Source organism: Elizabethkingia miricola, from assembly GCF_001675285.1.
GTDB lineage: Bacteria > Bacteroidota > Bacteroidia > Flavobacteriales > Weeksellaceae > Elizabethkingia > Elizabethkingia miricola.
In genome coordinates, this window is the sequence record NZ_LSGQ01000027.1 from 1 (window position 1) to 12,254 (window position 12,254).

Below are 12,254 nucleotides of genomic sequence, written 5' to 3' on the forward strand. Positions count from 1 at the left end.
GTGGCTGTTTTTTGTATAAATTATTCACTAATTTCGCGTTATTAATTAGGGAACTATAACTACCAATTTTTATATATAACATTTATGGAATTTTATAAATATCAGGGAACAGGGAATGATTTTGTAATGGTTGATAATCGTGATCTTACCTTTCCAAAAAGCACTTCGCTTATAGCACAACTTTGCGACAGAAGATTCGGTATTGGCGGAGATGGCCTTATCCTTCTGGAGAATGATGATCAATACGACTTCCGGATGGTATATTACAATGCCGATGGTAATGAAAGCACAATGTGTGGTAATGGCGGCCGCTGCCTTGTTTCTTTTGCTCACTTTCTGAATATTTTTGAAGATAAAACAAACTTTATGGCTATCGATGGCTTGCATGAAGCGGAAGTAAACGGAGATCTGGTAAAATTAAAAATGATTGATGTAGAAGACATTAATACTTTCCCTGAATACACTGTGATGAATACAGGTTCACCTCACTATGTAGCATTTGTGGAACATGTAGAAGACATGGATGTTTATTTAGAAGGGAAAAAAATAAGAAACAATGATACTTTCAAAAAAGAAGGTATCAATGTAAACTTCGTTACGCAAACTTCTGAAAACGAACTATTTGTAAGAACATTCGAAAGAGGTGTAGAAGATGAAACTTACAGCTGCGGAACAGGAGTTACAGCATCAGCTTTAACTTTTATGCAAAATCATAATCAAACCCCTGTCCATATCAAGGTTCTGGGAGGAACATTGAAAGTATATGCGGAAAAAGCTGAAAAAGGTTTTCGAAACATATGGCTAGAGGGTCCTGCAAAGCAGGTATTTAAGGGTAATTTAGAAGTAAAATAACAGCATTATGAAGAAAGTAGTTTTAATTGCAGCTCTTGCTATCGTTTCGGCAGCAGGCTTCTTCGGCTGGAAATTTTACAAAAAGAATTACGGAAGCAATGTGAAAAAGTCCGGATTTATTCTGGTTCCCCACGATGCAACATTCCAGCAGGTAACGGATTCCCTGAAGCCATACCTTAACGATGTTGAAAGCTTTACACAAATAGCAAAATCTAAGGGTCTGGATAATAAGATTAAAGCCGGACGCTATGAAATTAAGGAAGGTGCAGACAATGCTCAGCTTATCAATATGATTAAAGCCGGGCTGCAAACCGAGAATACTTTCAGAATAAAGGATTTTGATGATGTATATCAGATGATTGGCCGTGTATCCAAAAAAACGGAAGCTGACTCTTTAACTTTTGTAAAGGCATTTAATGTAATTGCCCGCCAGAAAGGACTGAATAATGCAGAAGATTTGAAGCCTTATTTCTTTTCAGATACTTATAATTTTTACTGGACAGTAACACCTGAAGATTTTTTCAAAAAATTTGAAAGTCTTTATAATGACTTTTGGACTCCCGAGAATCTTGCAAAAGAAAAGAATTTAGGCCTTAGCCGTACTCAGGTTTATGCATTAGCTTCTATTGTTCAGAAAGAATCCGGTGGAAAACCCGATGAACAAAAAAGAATTGCTGGTTTATATCTGAACCGTTACCGCAAAGGAATGAAACTACAAAGTGATCCTACGGTAATTTATGCTATAAACAAAGATGCCAATTTCACTAAGTCGATTAAACGAGTCTATTACAAAGACCTTACTGTAGACTCTCCTTATAACACCTATAAAAACATAGGTATCCCGCCGGGTCCTATTTGTCTGGTCAACAAATCTTCGGTAGAAAATGTTCTGAATGCAGAAAGCAATGATTATATATTTATGGTAGCCGATCCTTCCAGGCCAGGCTTACATAAATTCACCAATAATCCTGAAGAGCATGTTCAGAATGCTAAAATTTACCAGGACTGGCTGAATAAAAAAGAAATTAAATAATGATAAAAACTGAAATCAAACAGAGAATTGTAACCCGAACATTAGGCTTAACGCTCGCATTTAGTGCAGCAGCTTTTGCCTTTGCTCAACAACAGAAAGTAGCTGTATCCGGAAAGATAACTGATAAAAACGGTGCAGCTGTTCCTTATGCTTCTATCACTTTTGCTAACAAAACAAATAATGCATTATCTGATGGCAGCATGACGGATGATAAAGGAAACTACTCTCTTAATCTTACTCCCGGAACTTACTCTTTGCAGGTAGAAACACCAGGATTCAAGACATTTCAGACAGAAAAAATAATAACTGCTGCCGGAAACATCGGTAGTGTTCAAATAGAGGCTCTGAAAGGTCAGGAAGCTGTAGATAGTAAGACCAAGAGTATACAAGGTGTTACCATTACTGCTGCTGCATCCAAGCCTTACAAGGTTGAGCTTGATAAAAAAACATATGACCCATCAACCGACCTTATTAGCAAAGGAGGTACATTACAAGATGTACTAACCAATGTTCCTTCAGTATCTGTAGATACAGACGGAACAGTTTCTATGAGAGGAAATACCAATGTGAAGTTCTTAATCAATGGTAAGCCGTCTTCACTTTTAGGTATTGACGATGGAGCGAATGCTTTACAAAGTATTCCTGCAGACCAGATTGAAAAAATAGAAGTTATTACGAATCCGTCTTCTAAATTTGAAGCATCGGGTACATCGGGTATCTTAAATATCATCCTTAAGAAAAATAAAAAAGTTGGTTTCAATGGTAGTGTTACCGGAACTCTAGGTTATATGCCAAGAACCGCATTAAATGCCAATTTAAGCTGGAGAAAAAACAACTGGACCTGGTTTTTAAATGGTGGCGGTGGTTACACAGAGAGTAAAGGTAAAAATGAAACGGAAACAACCTATCACAATATTGTTCTCCCTACAATTCCTCCAACACAAACTACACAACCCAAAGATATTCTATCATATCAATCACAGAACTCTAATAATAAAACCTATAATAATAACTACAATGTAACCGGAGGTTTTGTTTATGATATTTCGGATAAAACATCCTTAAGTTTATCTGGTGTAGTAAGAACTTTTGAAGGTGATAACAGAGAACCTTTAAACACCTATAATGATTTCTATAGATTTGATCTTAATTCCCGCCAATGGAATTTTATGAATTCATTAGGTACAAGAACATCTGTTGGAAGGAGTAACAACCTCGCTTTTCAGGGAGATTTAGGATTAGATCATAAATTTAATACCAACGGGCACAATTTATCCCTGGCATTAAGTGTACAAAGAAATCGCAGTAACAACTACTCTGACATCATTGAAACACTAGATTCTGCTTTAGTAAGCCACGATAACACTGAAAGAAAATCGGTTACGAAAACGATTATTGGTAAAGCAGATTACGAATTACCAATTGGTGAAAATTCTAAACTGGAAGCTGGTTACCGATTGGATGCTAACAAAAATGATTATAACAATATTGTGAATACTACTGCAACCAATCAGTTGATTCCAAATTATAATAATACAACAAGTTATCAGGAGATATTTAATGCTTTCTATGTTCAGTTCAAAAGTAAAGTTGGTAATTTCGGGTACCAACTCGGACTGAGAGATGAGCTTTCTAATGTAAAAATAGATTATAGTAATCTTGCAGGGTCCAATATTAATAAGACCAAAAATTATAATAATCTATTCCCAAGTATATTTTTAAGCTATGATGTAGCGAAGAATAATCAGATTTTGGTAAATTACTCTCGTAGGATAGACAGACCAAGAGCTTTCTTCATGGTGCCTTTCCCTAATTATAGTAACAACCAGAATATCTTTGAAGGAAATATAGATCTTAACCCTTCTTATGTAGACTCTTTTGAGGTTGGTTACAGCATTCAGAAGAAGAAATTCACTGTGAATCCTACCCTGTATTACAGCCGCACTACTGACGATGATAAAATGTTGGTATACAGACCAGATGAAAGTCTGAATGTATTCTATACCAAGCCTATAAATCTTGGGACTAGTGATCGTTATGGTTTAGACCTTAATTTCACTTACGATCCCTTATCATGGCTAAAGTTCATGGGTAGCTTAGACTTATTCGGGTACAAAACTACAGGTATAGCTTACTATGATGCTGTAGATATAAATAAAAATCCTATAGTAGGAAGTATGGATTTTACCGGTAGTGGTTTCTCTACACGTGCCAGGCTGAATACAACCTTCAAACTGGATAAAACACTAAGTGTACAGTTACAGGGACAATACAGAGGTGCGCAAAAAACAGCTAGTCAGAACAGATCAGATATGTATTCTCTTAATCTGGGAGCTTCTAAAACAATCTGGAATGGTGATGGTACAATCACTTTCAACATTCAAGATATATTTAATACCAGAAGAATGGAGTCTTTCACCTTTAATGATGATTTTACAAGACGTAATTATATGCAGTGGCAGCCAAGACAGTTTTCCATATCTTTGTCTTACCGCTTCAAACAGGGTGAGAAAGTTGATCAGCCTAAAAGAAAAAAAGACATCAACAATAATTACGATGGTGGCGACGAGCAAGGCGGACCAATGTAAGAAATATGAAAAAAACAATCGTTATAGTTTTAGCATTTAGTACAATGGCTTGTACTTCCAGAAGTTTGAAAGGCCCACGGCCTGAAAACTGGGCAACAAAAGTTACGGAAAAGCCTTTCCACAATCTGCATAAAGTTAGCGACAGCATTTATAGAAGTGAAAAGCCCGATAATGCGGGCTTTCACTTTTTCCAGGAAAAACAGATGGCATCTGTCCTGGATCTGCGACGTCAGCATAAAGATCTTATTGCCGTAGAAGGAAGCTCATATAACGGTAAATTATATAGTGTTCCGATGAAAGCCTCAAAGATGTCGGATAAAGATATAATTGAAGCTTTAAGAATACTAAAAACAGCTCCTAAGCCTATTGTAGTACATTGTGCGCACGGCAGTGACAGAACCGGAGTAACGATAGCTATGTACCGCATTATTTTTCAGAATTGGAACAAAGATGAGGCTATTGAAGAGATGAAACGCGGTGGCTACAATTATCACTGGTTTTATCCGGGTTTAATTACTTATATTCAAAATGCAGATATAAATCATATTAGAGAACAGGTACTTAAATAAGTATTTTTATTTGTACTTATTCTAAATTAATTTATATTTGCAACATGAAATCTAACATCATCCCGTTCAGAATTGCTCCATTGGCACCAGCATTTAATCATACAGAAGAAATGTACTGTGACAAGAAAAAATGTTGTAAAAAATTCAAGAAAGGAAAACGTTGCAAAAAATGTCCGGGCCGTCTGAAAATGGCTTAATGCCTTTTCAATAGCAAATAAAGAATAACTAAAATAACAGCTGCCGCAGCTACCCCCCATTTTATATAAACCGGAAGCTGTTCCTCTGCTTCAGTTGCTTTTCTTACCTCAGCTGTTTTTTCTTCAGCTACCGGAAATTCTTCTCTTTCTACTTCAAAAACTTCTGTAATAGTAATACCATTTGCTACTGTTTTATTCAACAGTGTATTTGTAGCATTCAGTATAAGCTGAAACCTTCCTTCAGTATCAAAATCATTGACAATGAATTTCTTTTCACCATAAGCCTTCTCCAGTCCAAAGGGGTGAATTTTCACAACATCAGCATCAAAAGTCTGCCAGGTAATAATAATCTCCTCTCCTTTTACCACACGAATCTTGTTCGCATGAAAAGATTTTATGCGTGGCGGCAGATTAGATTTCGCATTTTTCTGTTCAAGACTCAGAAGATGATTATAAGTTCTGCGTCGATCCTCGTCACTTAATGTATTGTACGCTTCCTGTACTTCCCGGAAACGATTTTCGAAAAAAGGATCATTATCGCTTTTATCCGGATGGTACTTCAATGACAATTTGCGATAGGCTTTTCTGACATCTTCGTCCGAAGCGTCAACAGAAATACCGAGAAAGTAGTAATAGTCCTTCACAATGGGAATTGTGAAACAAAAATAACAATTTATTTCCCGATACGACTAATGTAATATAAAAACGTAAGACTCATTTTCTTGTTTTTAAAGGTTTAAATTCCAGTGAAAATATCTCGTATGTTTTTGTTTTATATTTTCTGTATTCAGATACTATATAACCAAAGAAACGAAAAGCAGATACTTTTCGTTTCCCGGTTAATTGATTTATTTATTAAAATTCTTTGCAAAGAAGCCCAGCATATAGGTATAAAGCTCGATTCTGTTTGGCTCTTTACCAAATCCATGGCCTTCATCGTATTTCACCATATACGGAACATCAAAACCTTTAGCCCGCAGACCTTTTACAATCTGATCTGATTCATTGATATTAACTCGCGGATCATTGGCTCCCTGTACTACAAATAATGGTTTCTTTATTTTATCAATCTGGAATACGGGAGAAACTTCTTTAGCTATTTTAGCTTCTTCAGGATTATCCAAATCATACCAGATTTGTTTTACCATTTCTTTGTAAGGCTTCCAGTATTCCGGGAACGAATCGAAGAAAGTAAAAATATTGGAAACACCTACATAATCTACACCGCAGGCATAAAGATCAGGTGTTTTTATAAGTCCCATTAATGTTGCATAGCCACCATGACTTCCACCATAGATAGCAATTTTATCTTTGTCTACCCAGCCCTGTTCTATTGCATATTTTACTCCGTCCTCTACATCATCCATTGCTTTCCTTCCGATTTGCTTATATCCAGCTTTCTGAAATGATTTTCCATAACCTCCGGATATTCTGAAGTTAACCTGTAATGTAGCATAACCTCGGCTGGCAAATAATTGCGTTTCCGGATTGAATCCCCAGCTATCACGTATACCCTGTGGCCCACCATGAGGATTTACAACCAATGGTACCTTTTTACCTTCCAATGCTGCCTTAGGCAAGGTAATATAGCCATGTATCGTAAGCCCGTCCCTGCTTTTAAAAGTAATCGGTCTCATTTCGGCCATATCTTCAGGCTTCAGCTGAGGCATAAGATCGTATAAAAGTTTAGTCTTTTTAGTTTTTGCATCATATTCATAATAAGTTCCATATAACTTATCACTACTTACAACAACCAGAAGTTTGTTATCATTGTCATCAGAAGAAACTACAGAAAAGTCTTTATCTCCGAATTCAGATTTTAACTGATTGTGTACTTCTTTATAAAATTTGCTTACCGGTATCACTTCTTCTCTTTCTCCGTCATAGTTTATATAATCCAGTTCGAAGTTTCTATTTTTACCGGCAAGGCTCATGGAGCTAACATCATATACCGGATTGGAATAAACTTCTTTAATCACAGCATTTTTTTTCAGATCATATAAAACAATTTTTGTTTTATCACTATCCAGATTAGTTACTACATAAGCTTCATCTTTATTCTTAGAATTTTCATTGAAGCTGGTAATATAGAATGTATCCGACCAGTCAGCTTTTTTCAGAAGATTGAATCTCCCTGTCTGCAGATCTTTGTAATACGTATGGGTTGTTAATCCGTTTACCAATATTGTATATCCCCTAAGATTTCCGTCTTTATCAAATATATAATCATTAATAGGATTCTTAGGATCTTTATTCTCTAAGAGTTGGGTTGTTTCACCTGTAACAAAGTTTATTTTGAAAGGTTCAAAAATCTGCTTGTTGTTTTTATTCATGGTTACTACAACAAAGTCGGTATCCTTTACAGGCATTGCAAAGCCTATCTTTACACCTTCAAACGGTGTGAGATCTTTTAAGTTTTTTCCATCAGTGTCCGTTGCATACAGGTGGATATTCTCATTTCCACCCTTATCCTGAGTAAAATACAGGCGATTTTTGCTTAACCATCCATAGCTTTTAATCAGATCTTCTTTTTCTTCAATAGCTTTGGTTATTTTTCCCGACTTCAGGTCTTTTACATAAACATGATTTTTCTTGTTACTATCTTTCTCTTTGTAAGATAAGAACTGTCCATCTGGTGAAATTTTAAATTGTGAAGCTTTTGGTCTTGCAAAATAATCTTCGACTTTGTACTTGAAATTTCCTTTATCATAGGAAGCAAGTTGTTCCAAATTAGCTTTGGAAGATGGCAGTGTAGCATCTCCAGGCAATTTAGCAGTAGCGCTTTGTGCGTTCATCATTGCAGTAGTTATTACAACCCCGGCGGTTATAAAAAATTTAGTGTTTAATTTCATAACTCATATTTTAGTGATTAGGACAGCTGAAAAACAGCCGTTTACTAATAAGACTACTTACAACATCAAAATGTTACACTCAATATGATTTATCTTCAAAATTTTATATGTTCTTTAGTGTAAATAAATTCCGAAATACCATGTCCAGGCAATCAGAATAATCTGCATAGGTATTCTTTCTTTATAAAGATATTTCATTCCCGGGCCTGTATAATCGGCTTTGAAAATGTTGATCCGTTTTTTCGAGGAATTAATATTGGCTATAAATACAACTGTATAAAAAACAATAAGCAAAATTGCGGTTATCTCCCGCAGCTGCGGAATCATTAATCCTATTCCTGCAGCTATTTCCAGTACTCCGGTAAAATATACCCAAAACATTTTATAGGGAATGAAATCCGGAATCATCAAAGCCATTCCTTTTTGAAATTTAAAGTGAGAAAATCCTGTAAAAATAATAAATACAGCCATCCCCAGATTACCGGAAAAAATCCAGTTCCACTCTCCCTGAATAATTTTTGTTCCGAGTAGGGCTATAATAAATACGCTAAAGAGTATCGATAATAATTTCATTTATTTTTCTGCTAGTTCTTTTACTAAGCCGAGTCCTTTGACAAACCCTTTGTCCATATCATCTTTCCATTTCTCATCTACTTGCACCTCAACATGAAGTTTTGTTTTATCTCCCAAATCTGTAAGGAAATATTTTTCCTGGGCTCCACTCCATTCCATAATCTCTTTGCTATGGAGATCTTCAATCCCGTTTAATATCATTCCCAAATGTTTAAATACAATCTGATGAGGTTCTTTGAGACTGTCAATAGTCGAGACCATTCCGTCCCCTTTACTGTTCACAAATAATGTACGTCCGCCAACTTTCCAGTCTGATTTCATAACAGAATCTGAACCGAAAAATTTTGTCCATTCACTATAGGTTGCTTCGCTCCACAAGATATCCCAAATTTTCTGTTCTGGAGCACTGATTTCAATTTCGTAAGATAAAGTTTCCATAAATATATCTTTTAGGATTATACAATTCCGTTTTTATTTCTCAGCCAGATTTTTAACAATTTCCAATGCTTTCGGAAACTTATCTTCAAAGAAACTTTTAAATTCTTCTGGAGTCTGTATCTCTCCTTTAAGAATTGTTCCGTTTCCGGTTTCTTCCAATATGTACGATTCTGTTGCTTCTCCCCAGTTTTGTGCTTTTTCTACGCCATCATAAATCTCACCAAGGTGCAGAAATTTAATTTCTTTATTCAGAATGTTTTTTTCAACACGGCTATACATACCATTATTATTCGGATCAAAAAACTTCACGATACTTCCCTCTTCAAGGGTTCCTTTATAAAAAGAGCCTTCAGCAAAGACAGATGTCCATTGTGTATAGGTAACATCATTCCATAATACTTCCCATATTTTGTCTGGAGTGGCATTGATCTGAATCTGATAAAAAAGTTTTTCCATGAGATACAATGTTATATATTAATTATTTAGGAATTATAAGCTGCCTCTAAATCAGCAATTATAATTTTCTGCATTTTCAGCATCGCCTGAACAACTTTTTGCGATTTTGCAGGATCAGTATCGTTCATCAGTTCAATTAGTCTTTTAGGCACTATTTGCCAGCTTACACCATACCGGTCTTTCAGCCAGCCACACATACTTTCTCTCCCTCCTCCGGATATTAATGTATTCCAAAGATGATCTGTTTCTTTCTGATCGTTTGTCATCATTACCAGGGAGATTCCTTCATTGAAATCAAACTTATGGTCAAAAGAAGAGTCCATACAACTGAGCATATAGTTATTAATTATAAACTGAGCATGTTGTACATTTTCGGGGTTTTCTCCGTTCTCACCGCCATCTTTATACTTCAGGATGCCTTCAATCTTAGAATCCGGAAATGTATTGGTATAGAACTCCATTGCCTCCATTGCTTTTCCGTTATTCTGATGCATAAACATAAGCGTAGGCACTAATCTCTGCTCTTGCATTTCTCCAAAGTAAAGCTGCCAGGTTGCTCCGTATTTATCTTTAATCCATCCGTATTTCTTACTCCATGGATAGGAATCCAGAGCCATTAGAGCAGTTCCTCCATCAGATAGTTTATCCCAATAATGCTGCACATCTTCTTCAGAAGCACAGTTAATGAGAAAAGATATCGAAGGATTTTTCTCAAACTGCGGTCCAGCATTCAGTAACATAAGCTTTTGCCCGAATAATTCTATATTTATCACAACTGGGGTATCTACTGTAATCTTCCCTCCGAATACCTGACAATAAAATTCTGCTGATTCCTTAGCGTCTCCATTGCACCAGAGACATGGAAAAATATCATTATTCATTTTTCTATTTTTTCGTTAAACTGATATAGTATATATTCTAAACTAGCAAAAATGCACTTCTTAGTGCGTTTCTGTATACTGACTGAAGTTACCTAAAATAGCATTCCATCCGTCTTTCTGCATTTCTACCGGATTTTCTGCTTCGGGATCGAAAGCTGTAGTAATTTTTGTACCATCTTCTACTGCCTCAAAAGTTGTAGAAACTTTCCGTCCGTCCGGCATATGGTACTTAATAAGTTGCTGAGGAACGACCTCATCATAAGTTCCTTCAAAATTAAATCCAAAACTTCCGTCCCTTGCTTCCATTCTGTTATTGAATTTCCCACCTACTCTAAGGTCATTTTCAGAGGAGGGGCAAAACCAACTTTCGTGGGCAAAATTCCATTGAGTAATATGCTCAGGCTGATTAAAATAATCCCAAACCTTATCTACAGAAGCATTTACGGTTGTTTCTATTGTGATTTGTTCCATAATATTTAAATTAATTAGTTTGTCTAAAATAATGAAATTGACTAGTATCTCAACTTCAATTTTACAGATTAAATTTTGTCAGGGTTTGAAACCCTGACAAAATTGTTTATTATTTGTTTTCGTAACCTTTATCACCACTATAGTTAATCATCCATTTTACATCATATTTATCTGTAAAACAGCCAAAATAATCTCCCCAGAACTGATCTTCCAAAGGCATTTCTATAGCTCCTCCCTCAGAAAGACCTTTGAAGAGTTTGTCTGCTTCTTCTCTGGATTCCGGAAAAATGGAAACATAATTGTTATTTCCTAACTGAAGGCTTTGTCCAAATTCCGGAACAATATCGGAAGCCATTAGTAAATCGCCACCTATTGGTAAAGCGATATGCATTACTCTGTTTTTAGCTTCTTCGGATAAGTTTTCGGTACCTGGTGCATTTCCCATCTTGTGAATCTCACCAAGGAATTCCCCTCCGAAAACAGATTTGTAAAAATTAAAAGCTTCTTCTGCTTTACCATCAAAATTGAGGTATGGATTTAATTTAGGCATAATCGTAAAATTTAAAGGTTATTGTAAAAAATTTTTGACTTTCAGAATTGTAAAATCTATTGTTCTGTTATTGGTATGGCCATGCTCATCCGCCATCATATAGGTACCATGCCCCGAAGGAAGTATCAGTAACCTTGAATCCGGAAACAGGGTATGAAGCTCTGCTGCATGAGATACCTTTATAGCGTCCCGATCTCCATATATAAGAAATACAGGATTTTTAATATTCTGTAATGTTTTGTTTTCCCAGTCTTCAAAGTTTATCATCCTTTGACTGTCTTTCTGGAACATGTTGTAAAGCTTATCTTCATCCGGTGTCAGTTTTAGAAAATTTTCTTTAAGATAGTTGGGCATTATTTCTATTACTGCATTTTGCATTCCCTCAAAAAAACCATCTACCATCCCTTTTCTTTTATAAAGTCCGGAAGCGGCAATTAGTTTGTAAACTTTTTCAGGGAAGAGTTCTGCAATTTTCATAATACTTGTTGCACCATTGCTGAAACCAAAAAATGAGGCTTTTTCAATATTCAGTTTATCCAATACAGCTACAATATCTTTTGCGTCCTGTTCAAAAGTTTCAGAGATTTCTCTGTGATCAGATTTTCCATGATTCTGCAAATCGATTCCGATAAGCATAAAATGATGATGCAATCTGTTAATGACTTCCTGAAAATCTAATCTTATAGAAGATCCACCGCCATGAACTAATACTACAGGTTTTCCCTCTCCGTATATTTCGTGGTATAGCTGAATGCCATTGATATCAAGATATCCGGCTTTATGCGGTTCCATAT

14 protein-coding genes are annotated in these 12,254 nt (G+C 35.8%); 5 read left to right on the forward strand and 9 right to left on the reverse strand.

The genetic code is table 11. From position 1 onward, the window contains the following. Positions 1-84 precede the first annotated feature (84 nt). From dapF to ATE49_RS20380, 5 genes are read left to right on the forward strand one after another with little or no spacing between them, the layout of a single operon-like run. A complete protein-coding gene (gene dapF, locus ATE49_RS11800) occupies positions 85-852 on the forward strand; it encodes a diaminopimelate epimerase (protein ID WP_065082348.1) in 768 nt (255 codons plus the stop codon). A 7-nt stretch (positions 853-859) separates the two neighbouring features. After that, positions 860-1,885 (forward strand): endolytic transglycosylase MltG, encoded by a 1,026-nt coding sequence (mltG, locus tag ATE49_RS11805; protein ID WP_065082349.1) that lies wholly within the window; start codon positions 860-862, stop codon positions 1,883-1,885. Next, a complete protein-coding gene (locus tag ATE49_RS11810; RefSeq protein ID WP_065082350.1) occupies positions 1,885-4,473 on the forward strand; it encodes a TonB-dependent receptor in 2,589 nt (862 codons plus the stop codon). Before mltG ends, ATE49_RS11810 begins: the two co-directional genes overlap by 1 nt. Before the next feature lie 5 nt (positions 4,474-4,478). Continuing rightward, positions 4,479-5,042 carry a tyrosine-protein phosphatase gene (locus ATE49_RS11815; protein ID WP_049038410.1) on the forward strand — a complete coding sequence of 188 codons (564 nt, stop codon included), beginning with the start codon at positions 4,479-4,481 and terminating at the stop codon, positions 5,040-5,042. Between the two features lie 44 nt (positions 5,043-5,086). Continuing rightward, positions 5,087-5,239, forward strand: a complete 153-nt coding sequence (locus tag ATE49_RS20380; RefSeq protein ID WP_165689944.1) for a hypothetical protein — start codon at positions 5,087-5,089, stop codon at positions 5,237-5,239. Here the strand turns inward: ATE49_RS20380 and ATE49_RS11820 are convergent. From ATE49_RS11820 to ATE49_RS11860, 9 genes are all read right to left on the reverse strand, one after another. Further along, the gene (locus ATE49_RS11820; protein ID WP_065082351.1) at positions 5,236-5,883 is read right to left on the reverse strand and encodes a J domain-containing protein; all 648 of its coding nucleotides are present in this window, start codon (positions 5,881-5,883) and stop codon (positions 5,236-5,238) included. The two genes, ATE49_RS20380 and ATE49_RS11820, sit on opposite strands and share 4 nt — an antisense overlap. 204 nt (positions 5,884-6,087) lie before the next feature. After that, positions 6,088-8,091 (reverse strand): S9 family peptidase, encoded by a 2,004-nt coding sequence (locus ATE49_RS11825; protein ID WP_065082352.1) that lies wholly within the window; start codon positions 8,089-8,091, stop codon positions 6,088-6,090. 114 nt (positions 8,092-8,205) lie between these two features. Further along, positions 8,206-8,664 carry a DoxX family protein gene (locus tag ATE49_RS11830; RefSeq protein ID WP_059345494.1) on the reverse strand — a complete coding sequence of 153 codons (459 nt, stop codon included), beginning with the start codon at positions 8,662-8,664 and terminating at the stop codon, positions 8,206-8,208. After that, on the reverse strand, positions 8,665-9,102 hold the full coding sequence (locus tag ATE49_RS11835; protein ID WP_059345493.1) for an SRPBCC family protein: 438 nt from the start codon (positions 9,100-9,102) through the stop codon (positions 8,665-8,667). 33 nt (positions 9,103-9,135) lie between these two features. Continuing rightward, the gene (locus ATE49_RS11840; protein ID WP_059156286.1) at positions 9,136-9,558 is read right to left on the reverse strand and encodes an SRPBCC family protein; all 423 of its coding nucleotides are present in this window, start codon (positions 9,556-9,558) and stop codon (positions 9,136-9,138) included. Between the two features lie 26 nt (positions 9,559-9,584). Further along, on the reverse strand, positions 9,585-10,439 hold the full coding sequence (locus ATE49_RS11845) for a VOC family protein (protein WP_065082353.1): 855 nt from the start codon (positions 10,437-10,439) through the stop codon (positions 9,585-9,587). Positions 10,440-10,499: 60 nt separating this feature from the next. Continuing rightward, on the reverse strand, positions 10,500-10,910 hold the full coding sequence (locus ATE49_RS11850; RefSeq protein ID WP_065082354.1) for an SRPBCC family protein: 411 nt from the start codon (positions 10,908-10,910) through the stop codon (positions 10,500-10,502). Between the two features lie 109 nt (positions 10,911-11,019). Beyond that, positions 11,020-11,460: a VOC family protein gene (locus ATE49_RS11855; protein WP_065082355.1), complete on the reverse strand. Its 441-nt coding sequence runs from the start codon at positions 11,458-11,460 to the stop codon at positions 11,020-11,022. An 18-nt stretch (positions 11,461-11,478) separates the two neighbouring features. Continuing rightward, positions 11,479-12,252, reverse strand: coding sequence for an alpha/beta fold hydrolase (locus tag ATE49_RS11860; RefSeq protein WP_065082356.1), 774 nt, complete (start codon positions 12,250-12,252; stop codon positions 11,479-11,481). Positions 12,253-12,254: the final 2 nt, after the last annotated feature.

Excerpts from the sequence above, each read along its gene's own strand:
- ATE49_RS11840 (WP_059156286.1), bottom strand. The coding sequence starts at position 9,558 with ATGGAAAAACTTTTTTATCAGATTCAGATCAATGCCACTCCAGACAAA.
- dapF (WP_065082348.1), top strand. The coding sequence starts at position 85 with ATGGAATTTTATAAATATCAGGGAACAGGGAATGATTTTGTAATGGTT.
- ATE49_RS11850 (WP_065082354.1), bottom strand. The coding sequence starts at position 10,910 with ATGGAACAAATCACAATAGAAACAACCGTAAATGCTTCTGTAGATAAG.
- ATE49_RS11810 (WP_065082350.1), top strand. The coding sequence starts at position 1,885 with ATGATAAAAACTGAAATCAAACAGAGAATTGTAACCCGAACATTAGGC.
- ATE49_RS11855 (WP_065082355.1), bottom strand. The coding sequence starts at position 11,460 with ATGCCTAAATTAAATCCATACCTCAATTTTGATGGTAAAGCAGAAGAA.
- ATE49_RS20380 (WP_165689944.1), top strand. The coding sequence starts at position 5,087 with ATGAAATCTAACATCATCCCGTTCAGAATTGCTCCATTGGCACCAGCA.
- ATE49_RS11845 (WP_065082353.1), bottom strand. The coding sequence starts at position 10,439 with ATGAATAATGATATTTTTCCATGTCTCTGGTGCAATGGAGACGCTAAG.
- mltG (WP_065082349.1), top strand. The coding sequence starts at position 860 with ATGAAGAAAGTAGTTTTAATTGCAGCTCTTGCTATCGTTTCGGCAGCA.
- ATE49_RS11825 (WP_065082352.1), bottom strand. The coding sequence starts at position 8,091 with ATGAAATTAAACACTAAATTTTTTATAACCGCCGGGGTTGTAATAACT.
- ATE49_RS11860 (WP_065082356.1), bottom strand. The coding sequence starts at position 12,252 with ATGGAACCGCATAAAGCCGGATATCTTGATATCAATGGCATTCAGCTA.
- ATE49_RS11830 (WP_059345494.1), bottom strand. The coding sequence starts at position 8,664 with ATGAAATTATTATCGATACTCTTTAGCGTATTTATTATAGCCCTACTC.
- ATE49_RS11815 (WP_049038410.1), top strand. The coding sequence starts at position 4,479 with ATGAAAAAAACAATCGTTATAGTTTTAGCATTTAGTACAATGGCTTGT.
- ATE49_RS11835 (WP_059345493.1), bottom strand. The coding sequence starts at position 9,102 with ATGGAAACTTTATCTTACGAAATTGAAATCAGTGCTCCAGAACAGAAA.